Below are 25,731 nucleotides of genomic sequence, written 5' to 3'. Positions count from 1 at the left end.
CATGCGTAAATCGCTAATTGTTATCGTTATTGCCATCTTGGCAGTTGCATACGCATCTATCTTTATTGTTCCTCAAACTGACCGCGGCATTGTATTGCGTTTTGGTAAGGTTCTGCGTGATTCTGAAAACAAACCGATCATTTATGAGCCGGGTCTGCATTTCAAAGTACCATTTATTGAAACTGTGAAAATGTTAGATGCACGTATTCAGACATTGGAAATCCAAGCTGACCGTTATTTGACAAGCGAAAACAAAGATTTAATGGTGGACTCCTACCTGAAATGGCGTGTTACTGATTTTAGTCGCTACTATGTAGCAACTGGCGGTGGTAACCCATATCAAGCAGAAACCCTGTTAAAACGTAAATTTAGTGACCGTTTACGTTCTGAGTTTGGTCGTTTAAGCGTTAAAGATATCATTACTGATTCACGTGGTCGTTTAACCGTTGATGTACGCGATGCCTTGAACAAAGGTACTGCAATTGATGATGCGACAAAAGAAGCAGATGCAGCGATTGCGGATGCCGCAGCACGTGTTGAAAAAGAAACTAACTTGAAGCCACTGGTTGTGAATGCAAACAGTATGGCGGCGTTAGGTATCGAAGTTGTCGACGTGCGTATTAAACGTATCGAACTGCCAAACGAAGTTTCTGAGGCTATCTATGCACGTATGCGTGCAGAGCGTGAAGCGGTTGCACGTCAGCACCGTTCACAAGGTCAAGAAGAAGCCACTAAGATTCGTGCGGTTGCAGATAAAACCGTAACTGAAACACTGGCAGAAGCAGAGCGTACTGCGCTGACCTACCGAGGTGAAGGCGATGCAATGGCAACAAAACTGTTTGCTGATGCATTCAACCAAGATCCAGAGTTCTATGCGTTTATTCGTAGCTTGCGTGCTTACGAGCAAAGCTTCAAGAGTGGTGAAGACGTGATGGTATTAAGTCCAGACACAGACTTCTTCCGCTTCATGAAAGCACCAACTAAGCTTCGTGCAACAGATTAATAAATAATCAGACTAAGTTGCGTGCAACCTAGCAAAATAACTGTTAATCTATTAAAGAAAAGCCCGCTTCGGTGGGCTTTTTTTCGCCTGTCGTTTTAAGTATAGGATTTTTCAGGGAAAATTTAAGCTGCTCAACTGGTTTCATTCATTTTGGGTTTACGGCAGAAATAAAAATACCATTTAACTTGCTTTCCAGAAAAAAATTTTAGTAATGCCAAAATATCACTGGAACAGTTCATTTTTGATGGTAGAATTCATTTTTAAGCAACCGAGTGTATTTCGAAATGGGTAAGAACGTTGTCGTACTGGGCACCCAATGGGGTGACGAAGGGAAGGGCAAGATCGTCGACTTGCTGACAGAGCGCGCTAAATATGTAGTTCGCTATCAGGGCGGCCATAATGCTGGCCATACGCTTGTTGTAAACGGTGAAAAAACCGTTCTCCACTTAATTCCATCCGGTATTCTTCGTGAAAATGTCATCAGTATTATTGCTAATGGCGTTGTTCTTGCGCCTGACGCATTAATGAAAGAGATGAAAGAATTGGAAGACCGCGGTGTTCCAGTTCGCGAACGTTTACGTCTTTCAGAAGCATGCCCACTGATCCTGCCTTATCATGTTGCATTAGATAACGCCCGTGAAAAAGCGCGTGGTTCCAAAGCGATTGGAACAACGGGTCGTGGTATTGGTCCTGCTTACGAAGATAAAGTTGCTCGTCGTGGTTTACGTGTTGGTGACTTATTCGATAAAGCAACTTTCGCAGAAAAATTAAAAGAAATCGTCGAATACCATAACTTCCAACTCGTTAATTACTATAAAGAACCAGCTGTTGATTACCAAAAAACACTGGACGATATCATGGCAGTAGCCGATATCCTGACAGGCATGGTAATCGATGTGTCTGATTTGCTGTACAAAGCGAGCCAGAACAACGAATTTGTGATGTTTGAAGGTGCACAAGGCACATTATTGGACATTGACCACGGTACTTATCCGTATGTAACCTCTTCAAATACCACCGCGGGTGGTGTTGCAACAGGTTCTGGTTTAGGTCCTCGTTATGTTAATTACGTACTGGGTATTATCAAAGCTTACTCAACACGTGTTGGTGCGGGTCCATTCCCAACCGAATTGTTTGACGAAGTGGGCGAATTCCTGCGTGAAAAAGGCCAAGAATTTGGCGCAACGACGGGTCGTAAACGTCGTACTGGTTGGTTAGATATCGTTGCAATCAACCGCGCGGTACAAATCAACTCACTGTCAGGTTTCTGCATGACTAAACTGGATGTTTTAGACGGTTTAGAAGAAGTAAAAATCTGCGTAGGCTACCGTCGTCCAGATGGCAAAGTGCTTGAAACAACGCCTTTAGCTGCGGATGAGTGGGATGGTTTAGAGCCAGTTTACGAATCCATGCCAGGCTGGAAAGAAACCACTTTTGGTGTGAAGCAAAGAGAATTACTGCCACAAGCAGCGCTGAACTACATCAAACGTGTTGAAGAATTAACCGGTATTCCAGTTGATATTATTTCAACCGGTCCAGATCGTTCTGAAACAATGATTTTGCGTGACCCGTTTGACGTTGAGTAATAACACTGACTGCGCCTAATTACAGGCGCAGTTTTTTTACTGCTTTACCTCCCTCCGCGATGCAACTTCTTTGATAAAACAGTCAAAATTCCCCATAATGATTGAACTAAGTCACTTTTGTGTGCAGATTCTGTGCAATTAGATGCATATTTGCGATACGTAATACGCTAAACTGTATTTATGAACACATAATTTATTTGCATGCTATATTTTGTGCATAACCGAGTGGGATTTAGGTTCAAATTAGGTTATTTGCAATTAAAATACGTGAGAAAATTTTCGACCAACCCATTTTGGTCGTATGAGTAAAAGCCAAAATTTTGAGGTGATTGTGCAACTGACGAGTTTTACCGACTATGGATTACGAGCGCTTATTTATCTGGCTTCTCTGGGGGAAGGGAAGATGACCAGTATTACAGAGGTGACGGACGTTTATGGCGTTTCGCGTAATCATATGGTTAAAATTATCAATCAGCTCAGTCATTTAGGTTATATAAAAGCCACTCGTGGCAAAAATGGCGGGATTACACTAGGGCAACCAGCAGAATCAATTCGTATAGGGGATGTTGTTAGAGCATTAGAACCCCTAACCCTTGTTAATTGTAGTGGCGAGTTTTGCCACATAACACCTGCGTGTCGTTTAAAAGGTGTGCTACACCAAGCAATACAGCAGTTTTTACAAGAACTTGATCAATATACGCTGGCGGACATGGTGAAAGATAACACCCCGCTCTATCAATTACTGCTTGATTAATATTCGCAGTAGTTATGAATTCTGATGACAACGGAGGTAACGATGTCACAAGATCCTTTTCAGGAAAGAGAAGCAGAAAAATACGAATCCCCAATTCCAAGCCGAGAATTCATCCTCGACTTAATCTCGAAGCGTACTGCCCCAGCCAATCGCGAAGAAATCGCTCAGTTACTCAATCTTTCTACAGAAGATGAATTAGAAGCTTTACGCCGCCGTTTAAGAGCAATGGAACGTGATGGTCAACTCGTGTTTACACGCCGCCAATGTTATGCATTGCCAGAGCGTTTAGATTTATTAAAAGGAAAGGTTATTGGCCATCGCGATGGCTACGGTTTCCTGCGTGTTGAGGGTAAAAAAGAAGATTATTATTTATCTCAAGATGAGATGAAACGTGCGCTGCACGGTGATGTGATTTTAGCACAGCCATATGGACAAGACCGTAAAGGCCGTACTGAAGTGCGCGTGGTTCGCGTATTAGAGCCAAGAAACAACCAAATTGTAGGCCGCTATTTTATTGAGTCGGGCATGGGGTTTGTAGTGCCAGATGATAGTCGTCTCAGTTTTGATATCTTGATCCCGAAAGACCGTATTTGTGGTGCTCGCATGGGTAACGTGGTGGTGGTTGAGTTAGTGACTCGTCCACAACGCCGTTCTCAAGCAGTTGGGAATATTATCGAAGTGCTTGGGGAAACCATGGGAACGGGTATGGCGGTTGAAATCGCGCTGCGTACCCACGAAATTCCCCATTCATGGCCACCACAAGTTGAAAAACAAGTCGCTGATTTAAGTGAACATGTGCCTGAGTCTGCAAAAAAAGGGCGCATGGATTTGCGTGATTTACCATTGGTCACTATCGATGGTGAAGATGCTCGCGATTTTGATGATGCTGTTCACTGTGCGCCGAAAAAAGGCGGTGGTTGGCGTTTATGGGTCGCCATTGCGGATGTTAGCTATTATGTGCGCCCGCAAACATCGTTAGATACTGAGGCACGTAGCCGTGGTAACTCAGTATATTTCCCATCTCAAGTCGTGCCGATGTTACCTGAAGTTCTTTCTAATGGCCTTTGCTCATTGAATCCAGGAGTCGATCGCCTGTGTATGGTATGCGAAATGACGGTATCGGCCTCAGGGAAGCTGTCTTCCTATAAATTCTATGAAGCAGTAATGAATTCCCACGCAAGGTTAACCTATACAAAAGTATGGAAAATCTTGGAAGGTGATGAAGAACTGCGTGAACATTACAAAGCATTGGTTCCACACATTGAACATTTACATCAGTTATACAAAGCATTAGATGCGGCACGAATTGAGCGTGGGGCGATATCTTTTGAATCGGAAGAGGCGAAATTTATTTTTAACGCAGAGCGCCGTATTGAAAGTATTGAACCTGTCGAGCGAAATGATGCACACAAATTAATTGAAGAATGCATGATTTTAGCTAACATTGCAGCGGCTAGATTTGTAGAGAAAAACGAAGAGCCTGCGTTATACCGTGTGCATGATCGTCCAAAAGAAGAGAGCGTAATGAATTTACGTTCAGTATTCAGCGAGTTAGGGCTCACATTGCCTGGTGGTATGAAGCCAGAGCCAAAAGATTATGCACAAGTGATGAATGAAGTGGCTGAGCGCCCTGATCACGAATTGCTGCAAACCATGATCTTGCGTTCAATGAAACAAGCGATTTATGACCCTGAAAACCGTGGTCATTTTGGTCTAGGGCTGAAATCTTATGCGCACTTCACCTCGCCAATTCGTCGTTATCCTGACTTAACGTTGCACCGTGGTATCAAATATTTGTTGGCAAAAGAATATGGCCATTCAGATAAGCGCTGGACAGAAACAGGCGGCTGGCACTCCGATATGGACAGCATGTTGCAACTGGGTGAACACTGTTCGATGACAGAGCGTCGTGCCGATGAAGCAACGCGCGATGTGGCTGACTGGTTGAAGTGTGACTTTATGCAAGACCAAGTGGGCCAAGTTTTCACGGGGTTAATTACCAGTGTGACAGGCTTTGGCTTCTTTGTTCGCCTCAATGACTTGTTTATTGACGGTTTAGTACATATTTCTACCCTTGATAACGATTACTACCGTTATGATGCTGTCGGCCAGCGCTTAATTGGTGAATCATCAGGCACGACCTATCGGCTTGGTGATGAAGTGGAAATTCGTGTTGAAGCGGTGCATATGGATGAACGCACCATTGATTTCGCATTAATTTCAACAACTCGTAAAGCGAAAGCCCCAGGCAAAACTGCACGGGATAAAATGAAGCAAGAAGTAAAAAATGCTACGCGTCCAGCTCGCCGTAAAGCGCAAGGGAGCAAAGATAAAAACTTCGAGCCTGATTCTGCATTTCGCCGTTCTGAGAAAAAAGGGAAGAAAAGCGAAGCACAAGCTGATGCAAAAGGGAAAGGAAAGGGAAAAAAACCTTCCGATAAAACTAAGAAAATTACAGCAAAACTAAAAGCAAAACGCGTTGCGAAGAAATCCTCAAAACAAGAGGGGTAATATTTTTGCTAGCGTAGTGCTTTGTTAATTAACGAAAGTGGCGTGTTTGCGCCACTTTCCTCATTTAGATTAAAACATAAGACTGTTATGAGCGAAATTATTTACGGCATTCACGCAGTGAAAGCCTTGCTTGAGCGTTCTCCGCAACGCATTAAAGAAGTGTATATCCTAAAAGGGCGTGAAGATCGCCGATTGATGCCTATCGTGCATGAAATTGAGGCACTAGGCGTTGTTGTCCAAGTTGCGAATCGCCAGTGGATGGATAGCCAAACTGAAGGGGCGGTTCACCAAGGGATCATTGCGAAAGTATTACCGGGTAAGCAATACCAAGAAGGTGATTTGCCCGATTTATTAGAAAGCACCCCGTCACCATTTTTACTGGTACTGGATGGCGTGACGGATCCGCACAATTTAGGCGCTTGTTTGCGTAGTGCAGATGCGGCAGGTGTGCATGCAGTGATTGTCCCGAAAGACAAATCGGCGCAATTGAATGCAACTGCAAAAAAAGTAGCTTGCGGTGCAGCAGAAAATGTTCCTCTTATTCGAGTGACGAATCTAGCAAGGACACTGCGCCTATTGCAAGAATACAACGTATGGATTGTGGGTACAGCGGGTGAAGCAGACCATAATTTATACCAAAGCAAACTGACAGGCTCTATAGCATTAGTAATGGGCGCGGAAGGTGAGGGCATGCGCCGTTTAACCCGTGAACATTGTGATGAATTAATCAGCATCCCGATGGCAGGTTCAGTCTCTTCCCTGAATGTGTCAGTGGCGACAGGGGTTTGCTTGTTTGAAGCCGTACGCCAGCGCTTGCCTGTTTCAGGCGAAAAATAATATTTGTGTAAAACTGCATCCATCTCTTGAGTTTTATCTCAGGGATGGGTATAGTTACGCGTCAATTTTTTAGCCGCACTCAACAAGTTCCTTGCCTCCGCGGGCCGCGGTTAACCCAGACAGGAGGCTAATAATCCGTAAGGAGCAACTACTAATGCGTCATTACGAAATCGTTTTTATGGTCCATCCTGACCAAAGCGAACAGGTTCCGGGCATGATCGAGCGTTACAGTGCAGTAATCACTAACGCACAAGGTCAGATTCACCGTCTGGAAGACTGGGGCCGCCGTCAACTGGCTTACCCAATCAACAAACTGCACAAAGCTCACTATGTTCTGCTGAACGTAGAAGCACCGCAGGAAGCGATTGATGAGCTGGAAACTAACTTCCGCTTCAACGATGCCGTTATCCGCAGCATGGTTATGCGCTTAAAACACGCAGTAACAGAAGCTTCTCCAATGGTTAAAGCTAAAGACGAACGTCGTGGCCGTGACCTTTCTGATGAATATCAGGATGAAGAAGTAGAAGAAACTGGGGATTCTGAAGAGTAATTGCGCAGGTGTCCACTAATCGTTTGGTGCTAACAGGCACAGTCTGTAAAGCATTGATTCGAAAAGTGAGTCCGTCAGGCATTCCACATTGTCAGTTTGTTTTAGAACATCGTTCACAACAACTGGAAGCGGGACTGTCAAGGCAAGCATGGTGCAGAATGCCCATTATTGTTAGCGGACAAACCTTACAAGCTCATACTCACAGTTTAACGGTCGGCAGTTGGATTACAGTTAGCGGTTTCATTAGTACCCATCAAGGGCGTAATGGAATTAGCAAGATAGTCCTCCATGCCGAGCAGATTGATTTGATAGATTCTGGAGACTAGCCATATGGCACGTTATTTCCGTCGTCGCAAGTTCTGCCGTTTCACAGCGGAAGGCGTTCAAGAGATCGACTATAAAGATATCGCAACGCTGAAAAACTATATCACTGAAAGTGGTAAAATTGTACCAAGCCGTATCACCGGTACTCGTGCAAAATATCAGCGTCAGCTCGCTCGTGCTATCAAGCGCGCTCGCTACCTGTCTCTGTTACCATATACTGATCGTCATCAGTAATTGGTACAGTCCATTAACGACTTAAGAGGATAAGGTAATGCAAGTTATTCTGCTTGATAAAGTAGCTAACCTAGGTAGCCTGGGTGATCAGGTTAACGTTAAATCGGGCTATGCTCGTAACTTCTTAGTTCCACAGGGCAAAGCTGTTCCTGCAACTAAGAAAAACATCGAATTCTTCGAAGCTCGCCGCGCTGAACTGGAAGCTAAATTAGCTGACGTTCTGGCAGCAGCACAGGCTCGTGCAGCAGCTGTTACTGCACTGGGTTCTGTTACTTTAGCTTCTAAAGCTGGTGACGAAGGTAAACTGTTCGGTTCAATCGGTACTCGTGACATCGCTGATGCAGTGACTGCAGCTGGCGTTAAAATCGCGAAAAGCGAAGTTCGCCTGCCAAACGGCGTTCTGCGTACTACTGGTGACCACGAAGTTCACTTCCAGTTACACAGCGATGTTTTCGCAGAGCTGAACGTTATCATCGTTGCTGAGTAATCAATAATGATGATAGGTATTGTCGGCTTATCGGCAATACCAATAAAAAAACACCGGCTAAGTCCGGTGTTTTTTGCTTTCTAGTATTTCATTTTAGCGATGATTAGCGCCTAAGGTGTACGGTAGTAGCTTCCATCACTAAGCCTTGCAAAACTATAGGTTTTTCCATCAGAAGCTGTAGTTTCCAGCAACTGAACTTCCCCTTTCTCATTTGCTTTTAAGCGAATTTTTTGCCCCTGACGTAAATTACTCAGCGGTTTTTCAGCCCCTTCAACGCGAGCCATGATAAAGGCATCGTTAGCCTGCAAATTATTATCACGGAATAATTGCGCCAGTGTTTTCCCTTTTTGAACGCGGTAATTTTGCCATTTACTTGCCGATGGGCTTGTGACCTGGGGCTCTTGTGTCTTTGTTGTTGTTGGTGGTGGCTCTGTTGGCTCAGGTTCTATGGGCTCAGGCACAATTTCAGGTTCTGTTGGTATTTCCTCTATATTACCTTCAGGTTCTTGACCAGATGGTGTCTGAATAGGATCAGGAACTATCTCAGGTGTTGTTGGTGGGGGAATGACAATAGGCTGATTTTGCGGCGTATTATTCAAAGGTTTATCGCCTGTTGGCCAAAACAGGGCAACCACAACAATCAGTGCTAATATGGCGATACCATAGCGATGAAATTTAGACAGTTTAACCATCACTCCTCCTTGATGAGGCAATGCATTAACTTGGGCGTATTTATACGCATACTAACACTGTTTTTGGGTAATTTAAGCGCTTGATACGATTTTTCGGAGAACACTGAGCAAATTTATACGCTATCGAGGGATTTTATTATTTAGATTGACGGTTTGGGTTTACCCATAGCAGGGGGGCTGCTATTCTTGGTTTTTATCAAAAACCATATGGGTATTTTAATGGCAAACCAAAATTTTGATTCAGTAGAAGCTCAAGCGAGTTATGGTATTGGTCTACAAGTTGGCCAACAATTATTAGAGTCAGGGCTAGAAGGCTTAGTACCAAACGCAATTTTAGCGGGTCTGGTTGATGCTTTAGAAGGCAACATGCCATCAGTGCCTGTTGAAACCCTGCACAAAGCATTACGTGAAGTTCATGAGCGTGCAGATGCCGTTCGTGTTGAGCGTCAAGCAGCAATGGCGGAAGAAGGCCAAAAATTCCTCGATGAAAACCAAAAACGTGATGGCGTTTCAACGACTGAATCTGGTTTGCAATTTTCTGTGATCAACCAAGGCGAAGGTGCAATCCCATCTCGCTCTGACCGTGTTCGCGTTCATTACACTGGCCGTTTAATTGATGGTTCTGTGTTTGATAGCTCGGTTCAACGTGGTCAGCCTGCTGAATTTCCAGTTAGCGGCGTGATCCCGGGTTGGATTGAAGCATTAACGCTGATGCCTGTTGGTTCGAAATGGGAGCTGTATATCCCTCATGAATTAGCTTATGGTGAGCGCGGTGCAGGTGCATCAATTCCACCATTTAGCACACTCGTTTTTGAAGTTGAGCTGTTAGAAATCTTATAAGAATAGCGGTTTTAATCACTATTTGAATTGATGCCTTAGTGTTTTTACTTACTAAGGCATTTTTTATGGCGTAAATTTTACACACTTGCTACTCTTGCTGTAAAGGTCAACGGGAGAGAGGTGAATAACATGCTACAACAAATTTGCGAGCTTGCTCAAGAAGCGGGTTATGCGATTATGGAAACCTACAATGCGCAAGAGCCGTTGCGGGTTGATCATAAAAGTGACAACTCCCCTGTCACGGAGGCGGATATTGCCGCACACCATATTATTGCTGCTGGTCTCACTCGCATTGCCCCTGATATTCCGCAACTTTCTGAAGAAGATCCTCCTGAGTGGTCAGTAAGACAGCACTGGCAACGCTATTGGTTGATTGATCCTCTTGATGGCACCAAAGAATTTATTAACCGCAATGGGGATTTTACCGTTAACATTGCGTTAATTGAAAATGGCGTACCCGTTATGGGGGTAGTGTATGCTCCTGCAAAAGGGTTGCTTTATTATGCAGAGGGAAACCAAGCGTGGAAAGAAGAAGGCGGTCATAAGCAGCAAATCCATGTGTATGATGGGAAACCTCCTGTCATTGTGATAAGCCGTTCTCACCAAGATAGCGAGTTAATGGATTACTTGGCGCAAATGGGGGAGCATACGACCGTAGAGATTGGCTCATCACTGAAATTCTGTCTTGTCGCGGACGGAAAAGCGCAGCTTTACCCACGTTTTGGACCGACGAATATTTGGGATACTGCTGCGGGTCATGCGATTGCGATTGGGGCAGGTGCGAAAGTAGTTGATTGGAAAGGAAAAACTTTAGACTACACACCGAGAGAGTCATTTTTGAACCCTGGCTTTCGAGTGATTTTATTCTAATAATCAATAAAGGTTGGGAAGTCATTTCCCAACCTTATCTGTAGCTAATTATCTAATTGCAGCACTTTAGCGGTTGCAGTACGAATATCTAAACACGCTTTTGCGTCCTGTTTTAAATCAATACCATAAGTTGGAATAATATCTTTTAGCTTAGCTTCCCAGCCATCCGCTTTAAGTTGATTGGCGAAACAATCTTTTAGGACATTTAGCGCAATGAAGGCGGCGGTTGATGCCCCTGGCGAGGCTCCCATCAATACAGTAAATGACTTATCTGCACTGGTAATCAGCTCGGTACCAAATTCCAAAATACCTTTTTTATCATGATCAGGTTTGATAATTTGTACACGCTGGCCAGCAACGACTTCTTTCCAATCCTCATGTTGTGCATCTGGGTAGAATTTTTGCAGTGTAGCAAATTGGTGTGCAGAGGTTTGCAGCACTTGCCCGACAAGGTATTCAGCTAACGACCAGTTATCTTTTGCGATAGCCAGCATCGGCTCAATATTATTGAGGCGAATGGATTCAAACAGGTCTAAATAAGAGCCGTGTTTTAAAAATTTACTGGAAAAGCCTGCATATGGGCCAAACAGTAAGGAGCGTTTACCGCCAATAATACGAGTATCTAAATGTGGAACTGACATCGGTGGAGAACCTTTGTCTGCTTTTCCATACACTTTTGCATGGTGCCTTGCAGCCACTTTTTCATCGTCACAACGTAGCCAAATCCCACTGACAGGGAAGCCACCATAGCCTTTTCCTTCAGGAATACCTGATTTTTGCAGTAATTCAATAGCACGCCCCCCTGCACCGACAAACACAAATTTTGCGGATGTGACGTGTTTTTCATGGGTCAATAAATTTTTGACTTCCACATTCCAGCGCCCATCGGGGGTTTGAGTGACATCAACAACTTCATGTTTATAGTGAAGAGTAAAACCAGATTGTTCGCTGAGTTGTGCCATTAATAAATGGGTCAATGCCCCATAATCGACGTCTGCCCCTGTAACTACGCGGGTGACAGCAATATTTTTGTCGTCTTCACGACCTTCCATCAACAACGGCGCCCAATCATTAATTTGTTTTGGATCATCACTGTATTCCATGTTGTGATAGCAGTGGTGAGCTGACATTTGCTTAAAGCGTTGTTGTAAGAATTTGACATTGTCAGCTCCCCAAACAAAGCTCATATGAGGGCAAGGGTGAATAAAATCGCGCGGATTTTTAATTTTTCCTTTCGTGACAAGGTATGACCATAACTGGCGAGATAAATCGAATTCTGTATTAACTTCAAGGGCTTTGCTGATATCGACCGTGCCATCAGGATTCGGCGGGGTGTAGTTCATTTCACAGTTTGCAGCGTGGCCTGTTCCTGCGTTATTCCACGGGTGTGAACTTTCTTGTGCACAATCATTTAAGCGTTCAAAAACCGTCACCGTCAGTGATGGGTCGAGTTCTTTTAATAAAGTACCGAGTGTCGCACTCATAATCCCTGCACCGATCAGTGCAATATCAACATTTTCTGCTATAGGTTTAGTCATAAAAAAGCCTCTATTTTTTGGTCGGTGTGAAGCACAGCTCAGTGCCTTCTTGATAGACAACATAAGCACGCCGCCATGGGTCGTCGCCGATCAACCGCCACTTATGGCCTGTTCCAGTATTATCCTGTGCGAGTAAAATATCACCTGGATTAATGATAAATTTTGAACCATCTTTGGTTTCAAATTCTAAGGTGCCAGTGAGGGTGATCACATAACGAGGGACAGGATCTTTATGCCAATCCCAAGACCCACCTGAGACCGTTTCACGGAAAGTCAGTTCGCTGACTGAAATGGCTGGGGTTTGACTATCTCCACGGGCAACACTATCCAGTTCCAGTGTGCCTTCTTCAAACAGGGAATTTCCATCTTCACCTGTCCACATACGAACACAACGTATCATCTTATTTAGCTCCTTAATGAAAATGGTATGACTTGAAATTAATTTAAATTCATTAGTGATAAAATTAGGGTTCGTAAAATGACAATATTAAAACGGCGAAAATATATAATGTTTTTAATCTAAGGTTTTTTAAGTGGCAGGTCAAAGCGAAAGTGTCTTTATTTACAGTAAAGACGATGCGTTTGTATTTGATTGAATTATAAGGTTTATTTTTATCTTGTTTTGACTGTCGTTTGTTGATTGGTGTAAGCCAAATACCTCTTTTAAAGAAGGAAATAAATAATTAGGTTATTAAAATAGAGAATATAAAATAAAACTCACTGTAATTTAGTTCAATTACAGCGAGTCGATAAAATAATTAGCTTTTAAGAATTGAATTTAAGGCGAGGTGCTGTATTAACATAATTGTCTTACCATCGACGATTTCTCCTGTTTTGATAGCTTCGAGTGCTTTAGGGAATGGCCACTCTAATACTTCAATATCTTCGCCTTCTTCTACCAGCCCACCGCCTGCATTACTACGGTTATTATCGTTATACTCGGCGATATAAAAATGCAGTTTTTCTGTGACAGAGCCTGGGCTCATAAAGGCTTCAAAGACTTTTTCCAGTTTATCAACTTTAAAGCCCGTTTCTTCTTCTGCTTCGGCAATAATACGAGCATCTGGAGAGGCATTTTCGAGTAAGCCTGCGGCAGCTTCGATTAAAAATTGTGGGTAGCCACTGACATACATCGGCATACGGAATTGGCGGATGAGAATAATGCTATTTTTAATTTTGTTGTATAACAAAATAACGGCGCCATTTCCTCTGTCATATACTTCGCGTTCTTGTTGTTGCCAACTTCCATCGCGTCTTTGTAATTCATAGGTGTATTTTTTTAAAATATACCAATTATCTGAAAGGAGCCTTTCTTGAATATTACGCAGTTTCGGTTGTTTAACAGTCATTGTATAGCCTTAGCGACAATTGTATTTAAGGCTAATTTAGCACTGTTAAAAATAGCAAGAAATAAGATTTTGAGGAAAGCCAGCTTTTGCTAAGGGCTGAAAGCTGGCGATATTACTGGTGAACTCAATTATTTGATTAACTGAATTTGTTTAACTTCAACTTCTCTTGAGTTCCAATCCTTATCTATTTTACCGCGAATTTCGATTTTATCTTTTGGCGTGACATTAATGCCATTCCAGCGTTTTTCACTAATCTCAAGATTAATGGTACCTGTACCGTCAGTGAATTCATAATGTTTATGATCAAGCTGTTTAACAATATTACCGCGTAGGATAACCCAGCTATCATCTGACATATCAAGTGCTTTTGCGACAGTCATTTCCCCGCTATTTGGGCCAATAAAGCCACCTGCTTGGGTATTTTGTGTAGTTGTATTGGCAACAGCACCTGGGCCATCAAAACCGCCATTAGCAGCAAAAACAGGTGCAGAAGCAAGAGCGGCAACTAAAGCAATTAAAGGTAATTTTTTCATCGTTGTTATCTCCAAATAAAGCATCAACTGGTTCGTATGGAGGGTATTAAAGCAGGTAAATCTTAACAGGATCTTAAGAAACTCGCATAATGCATTATATTTTTAATTTACTTAATAATAGCTAGTCATCTTATTGCGTATGGGATAAATATAATAATATTCCGATATGGGGGAATTATGCGTATTTTATTAATTGAAGATGACAGACTCATTGGTGACGGTCTAAAAGTCGGTTTAACGCAGCTTGGGTTTACGGTTGACTGGTTTATGGACGGTAAACAGGGGCAACTTGCGTTATTTGATGCGCCTTATGATGCAGTCGTTCTGGATTTATCCCTACCAAACATTGATGGTATGGATATTTTAAAGTACTGGCGTACAGAAGGGCGGGATGAACCCGTGTTAATTCTGACCGCGCGAGATGCCCTTGATCAACGAATTCAAGGCTTGCAACAAGGTGCAGATGATTACCTATGCAAACCTTTCGCATTGATGGAGGTGATGGCGCGTTTACAAGCATTGATCCGCCGTAGAAGTGGACAACTCACCCCCAAACTTAGTCATGGTGTGGTTGAAATGGACCCTGTTGCGATGACAGTGACGGTAAATGGCGAATCCGTTCAACTCAAAGGCAAGGAACTGGCGTTATTATCTCTCTTTTTACACAACCCAAACAAAGTGTTGTCCCGCGCGTTGATTGAAGAAAAGCTTTATAACTGGGATGAGGAAGTATCGAGTAATTCCGTCGAGGTACATATTCATCATTTAAGGCGCAAATTGGGGAATAAGTTTATTCGAACAATTCACGGTGTCGGTTATCGATTAGGTGATAATGAACAATGAAAACGTTTAGTTTGCGGCTAAAACTCACCTTAACATTATTATTTCTTGCGTTGCTGACGTGGGGGGTTGCCAGCTCGTTAGCATGGTACCAAACCTATAAAACAATCAATGAGTTATTTGATACGCAGCAGATGGCTTTTGCCAAGCGGTTATCGGTATTGCCTTCAGACCTTGAGTTAACGAAACCCTCACTAACCAAAACAAAAAAATTATTACGGAAGAACCGCGGGTCTCAAGACGATGATGCGCTGGCGTTTGCTGTGTTTACTCCTGAAGGGGAACAGGTGCTCAATGATGGTGATAATGGTCGTGACATTAGTTTTGAGTTTACACGAGAAGGTTTTTCAGATGGCATGATAAAGGGGAGTGATGACCCTTGGCGGTTTGTCTGGTTAAAATCTCAGGATGGACAATATGTGATTGCAGTAGGGCAAGAGTGGGAATATCGCCAAGAGATGGCGACAGACATTATGGTTGCCCAATTTATGCCATGGTTAGTGGCATTACCTGCGATGTTATTGATATTTTTATGGTTATTAACTCGTGCTTTGCGCCCGCTTAAAGATGTTGCCAACCAGTTGTATCGTCGAAAGCCCAATGAGCTAACACCAATACAAGTGACGCGGATCCCCAGTGAAGCGAGGCCTATTATCGACTCAGTAAATGGGTTGTTTGGTCGGATTAACCAAATGTTTATGCGCGAACGGCAATTTACGTCTGATGCTGCCCATGAGTTACGTAGCCCTCTTGCTGCGTTAAAAGTGCAGGCAGAAGTAGTTCAAATTGCAGGAGATAACCGTGAAATACGTCGTCATGCTGTTGAAAATTTAACGGAAGGTATTGATAGGGCCACTCGGCTTGTCGACCAATTGCTGACCTTATCTCGATTAGAATCTTCTGCGCAGCTAGAAGATTTCAGTGAACTTACGTGGGAAGCGTTAATTAACGCGGCAGTGAAAGAGATTGAGCCAGATGCAATGCGCCACGAAGCTCACATTATTCAAACAGTTGTTTCAACGCCAAAGCCTTTTCAAGGGCAAGCACTGCTCCTGAGCGTGTTATTACGCAATTTACTTCATAATGCTATTCGTTATGGTAAAGAAAAAGGCGAAGTTAAACTTTCATTATATGCGGATCGCCTTGAAATCCAAGATGATGGTGAGGGTGTAACTCCAGATGTGTTACAACGTTTAGGGGAGCGTTTTTATCGACCGCCAGGGCAAGAAAAAACAGGAAGCGGGCTGGGATTGTCTATTGTTAAACGCATTGCTGAGCTGCATAACCTGCACGTTATTTTTACCCATAATGAACAGGGCGGTTTCTGCGTCAAAATTCGTTGGGCACACTAAAATACCCTTAGTTAGAGTGATTGATTATTAGAAAAATAGAAATAATTATGCATATTTACTATAAGGGCATTTTAGAATAACTCACTATTTTTTAAAAATACCATGATAAGTTAATCCCTTCATTTATCTGCGCCAAGTGAAGGGATTCATTGCACGACTATTTTAAAGCGGAAATGAGTAAGCCAATGACTTTCTCAATTTCTTGCGAATTTAACTCACCATCTTTGAAAAATAGTACTTTTCCTTGGTTATCCAATAGGATAATCGCAGAACTTTCAGGTTTTAATCCCCATGCTGTTTTGACTACACCATCACTATCGACAATAAATTGAGAATAGGGGAACTCTTTTTTGCTGTCTTCAACACTATTTTTAACGAAAACGCCCGTTCCAAAAATTGCATCATCTGTATTAATAATCGTGGTGGTTTGATAGGTATCGTGCGGAAATCTCGCATTTTTAATGGCTTCGATGAGAGGTGCGTTGAGTTCTTTTGCGGATGAACGCCCCGCAATATGTTGAATAGTGCGCACTTTACCCACTAATTGAAGGCTTTTCCACGGCTGGTAATCGAGTTTGTTTTCTTTATTAAGAATCAGTTCGCCTTTATCTGTGACTGAAACGGCAGGAACAGATTGATTTATTTGAATATTAGCAGCTGCCGCTAGCGTGGATAAGCTGAGTAAGCAAATGGAAATGAAGATGTTTTTAAACATAAAAGCCCCTTGAATTGTAATGTGGTTTGAGCCCGAAGATTATTTTTCTTCGTGTATTTATAGCATAGCTCATCGGATGAGTTTCAAGGTGAAATTTAACAATTTTTTAAAATTCAGAATAAATACACCGTTTAAAGGGGATTTAACAGTTATTTGACAGTGTCATGTTATGTCAGCAAATTGAATAAAACTGCAATTTTAGAACCAAAGTCGAAATTTCTGGTCTATGATTATTGTACGGTATGCATTATGAGATACCGTACGTAAGAACAAAGGGGAGGAAAAGTTCTAATGAAAATTTTTAACCGTTATAACCCATCTAAAATTGCTCTTTATGTTAAAACACTTTTCAGTGGTCGGCTCTATATAAAGGATTTTGGGGCATTTGAGTTTAATTATGGGAAGATTTTACCACCAAAAGTTAGTGATAAACGCCATTACAGTGTGATGAGCGAGGTTAACAAACACGTTTTATTACTACAGGCTGAATTAGGATAGGTTAATCAATATTGTTTATTGATTAACAAAGCGCCACAGAAAGTGGCGCATTGAAAGAAACGGCTTCGCGAGTAAGCTCTAATGGTCAGTATTTTTTGTTTGTTGTTTTGCGTCAGCCGTTTCAATGGCACTTTTTCCTGGCTGTACAACGACGGGGGAAGGGGCAGAAGTAATCCGTGTGACAAGCAACTGGTCAATTTTGTAGTTGTCGATATCCACCACTTCAAACTTATAGCCTGCGTATTTCACGTAATCCGTACGTTTTGGCATTCTTCTCAAACGGTACATCATAAAACCAGCGATAGTCTCATAATTACTAAAGTCTGGAAAATCATCAATATCTAAAATACGTTGCACATCTTCGATAGGGGTTCCCCCATCGACTAGCCACGAGTTTTCATCACGAACGACGATTTGCTCTTCCTGCCCTGATCCGACTAAATCCCCCATTAGGGTAATCATAACGTCATTGATGGTAATGACCCCCATCACTAAGGCATATTCGTTGAGAATAACAGCAAAATCGACACCGTTATTTTTAAACGCTTCTAGTGTATCTGATAGTGAGAGTGTATCTGGCACCATCAGAGTGCTACGGATATGTACGCCATCATTTAAGTTTAAACTTTGCCCATTCAGTACACGATTAAGTAACTCTTTGGAATCGACATAACCAATAACATGGTCAATATCCCCTTCACAAACGAGGAACTTTGAATGTGGCTGAGTGGAAATTTTATGTTTAATACTGTCTTCAGTTTCGTTTTTATCGAAGTAAATAATGCTTTCACGTGGTGTCATTGCCGATGGTACGGTGCGCGATTCTAATTCGAACACATTTTCAATTAATTCATGCTCTTGTTTACGCAAAACACCTGCAACGGCACCCGCTTCTACCACCGCAAAAATATCATCAGAAGTAATATCTTCATTGCGTGCGATAGGTAGTTTGAATAGTTTAAAAAATAGGTTAGCTAGGCCATTAAAGAACCAAACAAGGGGGCTTAATACCACTAAACAAAAGCGCATTGGATTAACAATGCGGATTGCGATGGCTTCTGGTTTCACCATACCAACGCGTTTTGGGGTTAAATCAGCCACTAAGATAAATAGGCTAGTCACGATAGTAAATGAGAGGACAAAGGCAATTTTTTGTGCCCACTCAGGGGATAAAAACTGAATGAAAACATCATATAAAGCAGGGGAAAATGCAGACTCGCCAACAATACCTGCAAGGATGGCAACCGCATTTAAGCCGATTTGCACCACGGTAAAAAACATACCAGGCATTTCTTGTAATTTCAGAACACGAGCCGCATTAATGTTACCTTCATCAGCCATTAGCTTGAGTTTGATACGGCGGGAAGCAGCCAGTGAAATTTCTGACAAAGAGAAAAATGCGCTAATAGCACATAATAAAAGGACGATCAGTAAACTGTTGAGCATAAGTTATCCAGCCTTTCAAAGGGTGAATTTATAAAATTCAGAAATCTTTAAAGGCATAGTCTCGAATATTAAAATATATTGAGTAAGCAAATATACGGTGCGCGACATGCGCAAATTGTTGATATGTGTCGTTAGTATAGATGGGTGGCGAGATATTCGTCAATATTCTTCATTATTCTTCATTCTTCGCGCTGTAGGGGTGTTGGCTTCATAAAACTCCCCAAATCACATACTTATGTATGCTCATTGGGATAGTTTTCTTTGCCGCCTACCTACAACACGAATAATTTTGAATATGGAACCCTGTCATTAAATCGAGTTATTGGGGTGTTGGCTTCACTCAGCTACTCGGGTCACATACTTGTGTATGCTCCCCAAGATATCTTCGTTTGCCGCCTACCTATAGCACGAATAATTTTGAATATATTTATAACTAAAATAGTAATTAAAGAATAAATAAAAAATGAATTGGTTATGTACTAAATATTTAAAGACGGTGGCATACAAACACCAATACCGCCTAAACCACAATACCCATTTGGATTTTTATACAGATATTGCTGGTGGTAATCTTCAGCGAAATAAAACGTTTCCAATGGCGTGATTTCTGTGGTGATTGGGCGAATATCATTTTGTGCTTTCATGGCTTCTTGGTAGGCCTGCAATGTTTTCATTGCTTGTTGGTCTTGCTCATCTGTTAATGTATAAATTCCAGAACGATACTGGCTGCCGATATCACCGCCTTGGCGCATGCCTTGGGCAGGATCGTGATTTTCCCAAAATAGCGTCAATAGTTGAGCGTAACTAATAACTTTTGGGTCAAAAACAATCCGTACGGCTTCTGCGTGACCTGTTCGTCCAGAGCAGACTTCTTCATAGGTTGGGTTGGGAGTCACACCACCACAATATCCCGCAGAGGTAGTATAAACCCCTAACTGTTGCCAAAATAATCGTTCAACACCCCAAAAACAACCCATTGCAAAATAAGCCACTTCCATATTCTTAGGAATAATCTCAATCGAATGATGGCTAACAGCGTGATATGGTGAACAAGAAATTGCACTGGTTCTGCCAAAAAGAGGCTGTGAAATATTTGCAGAGTGAAATTTATTAAAAGGCATAATGATTCCTATTGGTCTTGACCACACAAATAATCTAAAAATTAGGATAAAAACTTGTGTCTCTTGTTAATTTTACCCAAAATAAATTGATATGAAGCCTTTAGTCAATCTTTCTACCACCTTAGGAGCAGGCGTGTCGAAATACCCTCTAATCTGTTTTCTCTGCTTAACTGCGGCTGTGCCAGTGGTGCATGCGGCTAATCTTCGTCTTAATATAGAAGGACTTGAAGGACAACTTAATCAAAACGTTCGAGTACAGCTTTCTAATATATCTCAAGATGAAGTCGTACCAAATGGCCGTTTTCGAGCCCGTGTGGAGAAAGCAATTCAAGAAGGTTTAAAACCGCTAGGTTATTACGAACCGACTGTTGAATTTAGCTACGAAGAAAAAACGCCACCCGCTCGTTCTATCTTAACTGCGAAGGTCAACCCTGGTGAACCCATCTTACTTAAAGGTGTGAAGGTTGAATTGCAAGGTGGAGCAAAAACGGACCCTGATTATAAAGAGATGGTGTGGAAATTTACGCCAAGACTCGATATCGTGCAAAACGATGGTCACTATGAAGATTTTAAAGGCCGCTTTAGTAGTTTAGCTATTCGTAAAGGCTATTTCGACGCAGTGATGGAAAAGAGCCAGCTAGGAATTTCCCTTGATCACCACGCTGCATATTGGGATTTTGATTTCAATAGTGGCGAACGTTATCGGTTTGGTTCTATTTCTTATCAAGGTTCGCAAATCCGCTCAGATTACCTCAATAACCTTGCCCCTTTTAAAGAAGGGGAATATTACACGTCAGAGCAACTTGCTGAGTTTAACCGTCGCTTAGCGGAAACAGGTTGGTTTTCTTCGGCGATTGTGACGCCAAATATTGCTAAAGCACGCGATGATGGTTCAGATGTATTGCCAATGGAAGGGGTCATGGTGCCTCGGGCGAGGAACTTTATCGAGCTTGGTGGCGGCTATGCAACGGATGTGGGGCCTCGCGTGAAAGCGACATGGAATAAACCGTGGGTTAATTCACGAGGCCAAAGTTTAACGTCAAGTATCAGCTTGTCCCAGCCTGAGCAATTGATTGATGCTAGCTATAAAATTCCCTTAAAAGCCAATCCACTTGAGCAATATTATGCAGTGCAGGGTGGCTTTAAACGTACGGATTTGAATGATACCCAAGCGAATACGACGACGCTGAATGTGTCTCGTAACTGGGAGTATTCATCAGGTTGGCAGTATGGCGTGAATATGCGCTGGATGCTGAGTAACTTTACCCAAGCTAACGTCACTAATACCACCATGCTGTTATATCCAGGCGCTTATGTTAGTCGTATTCGTCAGCGGGGTGGTGTTATGCCGACGTGGGGCGATAGCCAGCGTTATTCCATTGATTACTCAAATAAAATTTGGGGTTCTGATATCGACTTTGCGGTTTTACAAGCCAAAAATGTGTGGATCAGAACGCCGTGGGAGGGCCATCGTTTCGTTGTACGTGGCAATGTAGGTTGGATTGAAACCAATGACTTTGACAAAGTGCCACCTGACTTACGTTTCTTCGCAGGGGGGGATGGTAGTGTTCGTGGTTATGGTTACCAAAAAATCTCACCAGAGGATAGCCGCGGTAAGCTCACAGGGGCATCAAAGCTGGCCGTTGGGTCAATTGAATACCAATATAATTTTACGGGAAACTGGTGGGGGGCAACCTTCGTAGATAGCGGAGAAGCCGTTAATGACATTAAAACCAGTGACTTCAAAACGGGGGCTGGTGTTGGTGTGCGTTGGGTTTCTCCTGTTGGGCCGATTAAATTTGACCTCGCGACACCGATTGGCGATTCCAATAATGACAAAATACAGTTTTACATCGGCTTGGGGACAGAATTATGAGGTGGTTGAAGTGGTTAAAATGGGTCAGTCTTGCCATTTTATTCATTCTGGTGCTGGTGATTGGTGCGCTTAGCTGGGTAATTGGCACAAAATCAGGTTTTCACTTTGCCTTAAATTCGGTAACACGTTTTGTCCCTGAATTAACCATTGATGGCATTGATGGCGATATTCGTGACCTCACCTTAACGGGTGTGAAATACCAAATGCCGGGTATAGATGTGAATGCAGGGAAACTGCATTTGGCGCTGAAACTAGGGTGTTTAACCAGTCGTGAGTTGTGCATTAATGCATTAGGTACGGAAAATGTCACGGTTAACGTGGATACCTCACAGCTTCCGCCATCGGAAGAGACTCCGCCTTCTGAGCCGCTAACAGAGCTAAAAGCGCCTTTAACTATTCGTTTAAGTCAACTGTCATTTGTTGAAACACATGTCATTGTGGATGGCATGGCTATCGATTTAGCAAAATTTACCACTGGGGCAACATGGGAAGGGAAGGCGGTTACCCTCGCTCCAACGGATATTATTAATCTGGCAATTAATATTCCTGAAAGCTCGGATGTGAAGCCTGAAGAAGAAAAACAGCCAGACTTGCCACCAATCAATGAGCAAAAATCCCTTGCGGATGAGCTTAAGGCGTTATTTTCGAAGCCATTGCTAGCCGAATTACCCGAAGTCATTCTCCCTGTTGATTTAAATGTGGAAGGGATTAATGCCTCGAATTTCCAATTAACGGGCGGTACTGACGTTAAAATCAACCAATTGCACCTCAGTTTATCCAATCAAGGGCAGCAAGTATTGGTTAAACAGCTCAAAGTGGATGCGCCGCAAGGCAATGTGTCGTTATCGGGTACTGCAACGCTGCAAGATAAATGGCCTGTTTCATTGTCGGTGATTGGGGAAAGCCGTTTAGATGATTTGGATGGGCAGAAAGTTGATTTATCCCTTAAAGGTGGGTTGATTGATGAATTGAAATTGGCACTTAATTTACAAGGGCCAATTAATGCCACGCTTGATGCAGAAACTGACTTATCCCAAGCAGATTTGCCAATTTTACTCACCCTTGAAAGCGATAAACTTGCGTGGCCGTTAGTTGGGGATGCGCAATATCAATTAGATGGCACGCGCCTGCGTTTAAATGGTCGTCCATCAGCTTATGATTTGTCGCTGCGTTCGGCAATCACGGGGCAAGATTTACCTCCATCGACCTTGATGCTAGATGCAAAAGGTAACGAAGCGCAAATCAATTTAACGCGCTTACGCCTTGCCGCGTTACAAGGAAATGCGGATATCACGGGTGTTGCTGATTGGAGCAAAGCTATTAGCTGGAATGCGGTACTGACGTTGTCAGGGATCAATACAGCAAAACAGTATCCAGAATGGCCTGCAAAAGTGGACGGTAAGATTGCTACCCGTGGTAGTTTATACGGCGGTAGTTGGCAGTTAGATATCCCTGAAATTATGCTCGATGGTAACGTTAAAAATAACTTACTCAAAGCCCGTGGGCAGGCGAAAGGTAATGCTGCAGGCCAATGGGATATCCCACATTTTAATTTAGCTTTAGGCAAGAATAATGTGGATGTTAAGGGCTCTCTTGCGGAGAAATGGAACCTTGATGCCAAAATTAGTGCGCCCGCACTAAACGGGTTATTGCCAGGGCTTGGTGGTGTGATTGCCGGGGATGTGAAATTACGCGGCAATTTACAAACCCCAGAAGCGTTGGTTGACCTGACTGCTCGAGGCGTGAAATGGCAAAATGACCTTGCTATAGAAAATGTTGCTATCAAAGGCAATGTCGCGACAGGGGAACAAATCAAAGGGGATTTATCTGTTGTTTTACGTCAATTAAGACAAGGGGATTTAGTTGTTAGCAACCTGACATTAGATGCCAAAGGTAGTGAAAAACAGCATACTCTGAAATTAAATATGAAAGGCGAGCCTGTTTCTGGTCAATTGGCATTAGCGGGTGGGTTTGATCGCCAAACTGAGGTGTGGAAAGGCACGTTATCAAATACGTTATTTGATACGGTGGTTGGCGAATGGCGCTTAAACCAAGCTATGTCACTCAATTATGCAAACCAAACGCAAGAAGTGACGATTGGCAGCCATTGCTGGGTAAATCCAAATGCGCGTTTGTGTGTGCCAAAACCGATTAAAGCAGGAAAAAGTGGCAGTGCGGACATTGTGTTAGAACGCTTCGACTTAGCAATGATAAAACCGTTTATGCCGAAAGATACCCGTGTTAGCGGTGTGTTCAGTGGTAAAGCGAACGCGAGCTGGAAAGCGGATGGTAGCATGCCGCAAGTGCAGGTCGATCTACGTGGCAATGATGTTAAAGCGACCCAGTTTGTTGAAGGGACGCGTTTACCCATCGCATTCGATACGTTAACTCTCAGCGCTGCCTTGAAAAATGGTAAAGCAGACCTTAATTGGTTATTTGGCCTCGCCAATAACGGGCAGATGCGTGGAAACTTGCAAGTTTCAGATATTGAAAAACGTCGTTTGTTATCGGGAAATGTTGAAATCAACTCGATTACCTTGGATTTAATCAAGCCGTTACTTGGTCAAAAAGAAGTGGCGAATGGCCGTTTAAATGCAAACTTACGTTTAGGTGGTTCAGCGAATAACCCGCAGTTAAATGGGAACTTATCACTTTCTAGCTTAGAAATTAAATCTGCTATGATCCCGTTTGATATTAAAAGCGGTCATTTAGGCATTAATTTCAATGGCACGAGTTCGGTAATGAATGGGCAGATCAATACCCCTGAAGGGTATCTGAACATTGATGGTGATGCGGATTGGCGAAATATTAATGCGTGGCGTGCGAAAGTTATGGCGCGTGGGAACAACCTGCGTGTGTCCATGCCACCGATGATTAAAATTGATGTACAACCCGATATTGTGTTTGATGCTTCGCCATCACTCTTAACGTTAAGTGGTTCTGTGACTATTCCATGGGCAAGAATTACGGTTCAAGAGCTACCTGAGTCAGCCGTTAGTGCGTCTTCTGATGTGGTGATGTTGGATAACAACTTGCAGCCGATAGAAGAAAAAGCGCCTTCTATTCCGATTCAAACCAATTTAGATATTAAAATTGGTAATGATGTACAGCTAGATGCATTTGGTCTAAAAGCGCGGTTAACGGGCTTACTGAAGGTATTGCAGAATAAGCAAGGGCTCAGCTTGAATGGGCAGATTGACATTCCTGCGGGGCGTTTCCGTGCTTATGGTCAGGACTTAATTGTCCGTAAAGGGCTAATTCAGTTCTCGGGACCTGTGGATCAACCGTTCTTAAATTTAGAGGCGATTCGTAATCCAGAGAACACGGCAGATGATGTTATTGCGGGTGTTAAGGTCACAGGGCTTGCAGACAAACCGAAAGTCGAGATATTCTCTGAGCCAGCCAAGACACAACAAGAAGCGCTTTCCTATCTGCTAAGAGGGGAAGGCTTAGAAAGTGATGACGCAAATGGCTCCCAAATGACATCGATGATTATCGGCCTAGGTGTGGCTCAAAGCGGGCAACTGGTGGGTAAGATCGGTGAAACATTCGGGGTTTCTGATCTGGCACTCGATACTCAAGGTGTGGGCGATGGTTCCCAAGTTGTGGTGAGCGGTAAGATAACCAATGATTTACAAGTGAAGTATGGAGTTGGTATCTTTGACTCATTGGCAACCTTGACCTTACGTTATCGGTTAATGCCAAAATTGTATTTAGAAGCTGTGTCTGGTGTGAACCAGGCCTTGGATCTCCTTTACCAATTTGAGTTTTAGAT

General features: G+C 42.9%; 24 protein-coding genes. 16 read left to right on the top strand and 8 right to left on the bottom strand.

Features of this window, described 5'->3' with window-relative positions; all coding sequences use genetic code 11:
* Position 1 precedes the first annotated feature (1 nt).
* The 9 genes from hflC (at position 2) to rplI (ending at position 8,286) form a co-directional block, all read left to right on the top strand.
* A complete protein-coding gene (hflC, locus tag KDJ85_RS16655; protein ID WP_225820591.1) occupies positions 2-1,003 on the top strand; it encodes a protease modulator HflC in 1,002 nt (333 codons plus the stop codon).
* Between the two features lie 284 nt (positions 1,004-1,287).
* Complete coding sequence (locus tag KDJ85_RS16650) at positions 1,288-2,589, top strand: adenylosuccinate synthase (protein ID WP_206083163.1); 1,302 nt, start codon at positions 1,288-1,290, stop codon at positions 2,587-2,589.
* A 331-nt stretch (positions 2,590-2,920) separates the two neighbouring features.
* A complete protein-coding gene (nsrR, locus tag KDJ85_RS16645; RefSeq protein WP_206083165.1) occupies positions 2,921-3,343 on the top strand; it encodes a nitric oxide-sensing transcriptional repressor NsrR in 423 nt (140 codons plus the stop codon).
* Positions 3,344-3,385: 42 nt separating this feature from the next.
* Positions 3,386-5,854, top strand: a complete 2,469-nt coding sequence (gene rnr / locus KDJ85_RS16640) for a ribonuclease R (protein WP_225820590.1) — start codon at positions 3,386-3,388, stop codon at positions 5,852-5,854.
* 87 nt (positions 5,855-5,941) lie between these two features.
* On the top strand, positions 5,942-6,691 hold the full coding sequence (gene rlmB / locus KDJ85_RS16635) for a 23S rRNA (guanosine(2251)-2'-O)-methyltransferase RlmB (RefSeq protein WP_206083169.1): 750 nt from the start codon (positions 5,942-5,944) through the stop codon (positions 6,689-6,691).
* Between the two features lie 154 nt (positions 6,692-6,845).
* Positions 6,846-7,241, top strand: a complete 396-nt coding sequence (rpsF, locus tag KDJ85_RS16630; protein ID WP_206083778.1) for a 30S ribosomal protein S6 — start codon at positions 6,846-6,848, stop codon at positions 7,239-7,241.
* An 8-nt stretch (positions 7,242-7,249) separates the two neighbouring features.
* Positions 7,250-7,567, top strand: coding sequence for a primosomal replication protein N (priB, locus tag KDJ85_RS16625; RefSeq protein WP_206083171.1), 318 nt, complete (start codon positions 7,250-7,252; stop codon positions 7,565-7,567).
* Between the two features lie 4 nt (positions 7,568-7,571).
* The gene (gene rpsR / locus KDJ85_RS16620) at positions 7,572-7,799 is read left to right on the top strand and encodes a 30S ribosomal protein S18 (RefSeq protein WP_000135199.1); all 228 of its coding nucleotides are present in this window, start codon (positions 7,572-7,574) and stop codon (positions 7,797-7,799) included.
* 37 nt (positions 7,800-7,836) lie between these two features.
* Positions 7,837-8,286 carry a 50S ribosomal protein L9 gene (gene rplI / locus KDJ85_RS16615; protein WP_206083173.1) on the top strand — a complete coding sequence of 150 codons (450 nt, stop codon included), beginning with the start codon at positions 7,837-7,839 and terminating at the stop codon, positions 8,284-8,286.
* Positions 8,287-8,396: 110 nt separating this feature from the next.
* Here rplI and KDJ85_RS16610 read toward each other — a convergent pair whose 3' ends face one another.
* Positions 8,397-8,978 (bottom strand): LysM-like peptidoglycan-binding domain-containing protein, encoded by a 582-nt coding sequence (locus KDJ85_RS16610; RefSeq protein ID WP_225820589.1) that lies wholly within the window; start codon positions 8,976-8,978, stop codon positions 8,397-8,399.
* Positions 8,979-9,197: 219 nt separating this feature from the next.
* Between KDJ85_RS16610 and KDJ85_RS16605 the strand changes: the two genes are divergently transcribed.
* The gene (locus KDJ85_RS16605) at positions 9,198-9,818 is read left to right on the top strand and encodes a BamJ family beta-barrel-assembly machinery protein (RefSeq protein WP_225820588.1); all 621 of its coding nucleotides are present in this window, start codon (positions 9,198-9,200) and stop codon (positions 9,816-9,818) included.
* Positions 9,819-9,947: 129 nt separating this feature from the next.
* Complete coding sequence (gene cysQ / locus KDJ85_RS16600; RefSeq protein WP_225820587.1) at positions 9,948-10,688, top strand: 3'(2'),5'-bisphosphate nucleotidase CysQ; 741 nt, start codon at positions 9,948-9,950, stop codon at positions 10,686-10,688.
* Positions 10,689-10,732: 44 nt separating this feature from the next.
* Here cysQ and mqo read toward each other — a convergent pair whose 3' ends face one another.
* The 4 genes from mqo to KDJ85_RS16580 all read right to left on the bottom strand — a co-directional run bounded on the left by mqo (position 10,733) and on the right by KDJ85_RS16580 (position 14,108).
* Entirely contained in the window at positions 10,733-12,226 is a 1,494-nt protein-coding gene (mqo, locus tag KDJ85_RS16595; protein ID WP_225820586.1) for a malate dehydrogenase (quinone), read from the bottom strand.
* A gap of 10 nt (positions 12,227-12,236) precedes the next feature.
* Positions 12,237-12,626 carry a cupin domain-containing protein gene (locus tag KDJ85_RS16590; protein ID WP_225820585.1) on the bottom strand — a complete coding sequence of 130 codons (390 nt, stop codon included), beginning with the start codon at positions 12,624-12,626 and terminating at the stop codon, positions 12,237-12,239.
* Between the two features lie 358 nt (positions 12,627-12,984).
* On the bottom strand, positions 12,985-13,575 hold the full coding sequence (locus tag KDJ85_RS16585; RefSeq protein WP_225820584.1) for an NUDIX hydrolase: 591 nt from the start codon (positions 13,573-13,575) through the stop codon (positions 12,985-12,987).
* 128 nt (positions 13,576-13,703) lie between these two features.
* A complete protein-coding gene (locus tag KDJ85_RS16580; protein WP_225820583.1) occupies positions 13,704-14,108 on the bottom strand; it encodes a YgiW/YdeI family stress tolerance OB fold protein in 405 nt (134 codons plus the stop codon).
* A gap of 177 nt (positions 14,109-14,285) precedes the next feature.
* Here KDJ85_RS16580 and qseB point away from each other — a divergent pair, with 177 nt between their 5' ends.
* Together qseB and qseC are read left to right on the top strand one after the other, a co-directional pair.
* Positions 14,286-14,951, top strand: coding sequence for a quorum sensing response regulator transcription factor QseB (gene qseB, locus KDJ85_RS16575; RefSeq protein ID WP_206083189.1), 666 nt, complete (start codon positions 14,286-14,288; stop codon positions 14,949-14,951).
* Positions 14,948-16,300: a quorum sensing histidine kinase QseC gene (qseC, locus tag KDJ85_RS16570; protein ID WP_225820582.1), complete on the top strand. Its 1,353-nt coding sequence runs from the start codon at positions 14,948-14,950 to the stop codon at positions 16,298-16,300. Before qseB ends, qseC begins: the two co-directional genes overlap by 4 nt.
* 157 nt (positions 16,301-16,457) lie before the next feature.
* On the opposite strand, the gene KDJ85_RS16565 is transcribed toward qseC, so the two are convergent.
* A complete protein-coding gene (locus KDJ85_RS16565) occupies positions 16,458-17,015 on the bottom strand; it encodes a YtfJ family protein (protein WP_225820581.1) in 558 nt (185 codons plus the stop codon).
* Positions 17,016-17,306: 291 nt separating this feature from the next.
* On the opposite strand from KDJ85_RS16565, the gene KDJ85_RS16560 reads away from it, so the two are divergent.
* A complete protein-coding gene (locus KDJ85_RS16560) occupies positions 17,307-17,513 on the top strand; it encodes a DUF1107 domain-containing protein (protein ID WP_047756348.1) in 207 nt (68 codons plus the stop codon).
* Between the two features lie 78 nt (positions 17,514-17,591).
* Here KDJ85_RS16560 and paeA read toward each other — a convergent pair whose 3' ends face one another.
* Both paeA and msrA read right to left on the bottom strand, forming a co-directional pair.
* Positions 17,592-18,959, bottom strand: a complete 1,368-nt coding sequence (paeA, locus tag KDJ85_RS16555; protein WP_225820580.1) for a polyamine export protein PaeA — start codon at positions 18,957-18,959, stop codon at positions 17,592-17,594.
* A 479-nt stretch (positions 18,960-19,438) separates the two neighbouring features.
* Entirely contained in the window at positions 19,439-20,080 is a 642-nt protein-coding gene (gene msrA, locus KDJ85_RS16550; protein ID WP_225820579.1) for a peptide-methionine (S)-S-oxide reductase MsrA, read from the bottom strand.
* A gap of 133 nt (positions 20,081-20,213) precedes the next feature.
* Here msrA and tamA point away from each other — a divergent pair, with 133 nt between their 5' ends.
* Positions 20,214-21,956, top strand: coding sequence for an autotransporter assembly complex protein TamA (tamA, locus tag KDJ85_RS16545; RefSeq protein ID WP_225820578.1), 1,743 nt, complete (start codon positions 20,214-20,216; stop codon positions 21,954-21,956).
* On the top strand, positions 21,953-25,729 hold the full coding sequence (gene tamB / locus KDJ85_RS16540) for an autotransporter assembly complex protein TamB (RefSeq protein ID WP_225820577.1): 3,777 nt from the start codon (positions 21,953-21,955) through the stop codon (positions 25,727-25,729). The genes tamA and tamB overlap by 4 nt, the downstream gene beginning before the upstream one ends.
* The last annotated feature ends 2 nt before the right edge of the window (positions 25,730-25,731 follow it).

This window comes from Providencia vermicola, from assembly GCF_020381325.1.
In the GTDB taxonomy this organism is placed as follows: Bacteria; Pseudomonadota; Gammaproteobacteria; order Enterobacterales; family Enterobacteriaceae; genus Providencia; species Providencia vermicola.
This window is presented reverse-complemented; position numbering and strand designations above follow the sequence as displayed.

What these genes read in the sequence shown, in the direction of transcription:
- cysQ (WP_225820587.1), top strand. Translation starts at nt 9,948, where the DNA reads ATGCTACAACAAATTTGCGAGCTTGCTCAAGAAGCGGGTTATGCGATT.
- KDJ85_RS16580 (WP_225820583.1), bottom strand. Translation starts at nt 14,108, where the DNA reads ATGAAAAAATTACCTTTAATTGCTTTAGTTGCCGCTCTTGCTTCTGCA.
- hflC (WP_225820591.1), top strand. Translation starts at nt 2, where the DNA reads ATGCGTAAATCGCTAATTGTTATCGTTATTGCCATCTTGGCAGTTGCA.
- rnr (WP_225820590.1), top strand. Translation starts at nt 3,386, where the DNA reads ATGTCACAAGATCCTTTTCAGGAAAGAGAAGCAGAAAAATACGAATCC.
- paeA (WP_225820580.1), bottom strand. Translation starts at nt 18,959, where the DNA reads ATGCTCAACAGTTTACTGATCGTCCTTTTATTATGTGCTATTAGCGCA.
- rplI (WP_206083173.1), top strand. Translation starts at nt 7,837, where the DNA reads ATGCAAGTTATTCTGCTTGATAAAGTAGCTAACCTAGGTAGCCTGGGT.
- qseB (WP_206083189.1), top strand. Translation starts at nt 14,286, where the DNA reads ATGCGTATTTTATTAATTGAAGATGACAGACTCATTGGTGACGGTCTA.
- KDJ85_RS16585 (WP_225820584.1), bottom strand. Translation starts at nt 13,575, where the DNA reads ATGACTGTTAAACAACCGAAACTGCGTAATATTCAAGAAAGGCTCCTT.
- qseC (WP_225820582.1), top strand. Translation starts at nt 14,948, where the DNA reads ATGAAAACGTTTAGTTTGCGGCTAAAACTCACCTTAACATTATTATTT.
- KDJ85_RS16590 (WP_225820585.1), bottom strand. Translation starts at nt 12,626, where the DNA reads ATGATACGTTGTGTTCGTATGTGGACAGGTGAAGATGGAAATTCCCTG.
- KDJ85_RS16605 (WP_225820588.1), top strand. Translation starts at nt 9,198, where the DNA reads ATGGCAAACCAAAATTTTGATTCAGTAGAAGCTCAAGCGAGTTATGGT.
- KDJ85_RS16560 (WP_047756348.1), top strand. Translation starts at nt 17,307, where the DNA reads ATGAAAATTTTTAACCGTTATAACCCATCTAAAATTGCTCTTTATGTT.
- rpsR (WP_000135199.1), top strand. Translation starts at nt 7,572, where the DNA reads ATGGCACGTTATTTCCGTCGTCGCAAGTTCTGCCGTTTCACAGCGGAA.
- KDJ85_RS16610 (WP_225820589.1), bottom strand. Translation starts at nt 8,978, where the DNA reads ATGGTTAAACTGTCTAAATTTCATCGCTATGGTATCGCCATATTAGCA.
- KDJ85_RS16650 (WP_206083163.1), top strand. Translation starts at nt 1,288, where the DNA reads ATGGGTAAGAACGTTGTCGTACTGGGCACCCAATGGGGTGACGAAGGG.
- tamB (WP_225820577.1), top strand. Translation starts at nt 21,953, where the DNA reads ATGAGGTGGTTGAAGTGGTTAAAATGGGTCAGTCTTGCCATTTTATTC.
- rlmB (WP_206083169.1), top strand. Translation starts at nt 5,942, where the DNA reads ATGAGCGAAATTATTTACGGCATTCACGCAGTGAAAGCCTTGCTTGAG.
- KDJ85_RS16565 (WP_225820581.1), bottom strand. Translation starts at nt 17,015, where the DNA reads ATGTTTAAAAACATCTTCATTTCCATTTGCTTACTCAGCTTATCCACG.
- msrA (WP_225820579.1), bottom strand. Translation starts at nt 20,080, where the DNA reads ATGCCTTTTAATAAATTTCACTCTGCAAATATTTCACAGCCTCTTTTT.
- mqo (WP_225820586.1), bottom strand. Translation starts at nt 12,226, where the DNA reads ATGACTAAACCTATAGCAGAAAATGTTGATATTGCACTGATCGGTGCA.
- rpsF (WP_206083778.1), top strand. Translation starts at nt 6,846, where the DNA reads ATGCGTCATTACGAAATCGTTTTTATGGTCCATCCTGACCAAAGCGAA.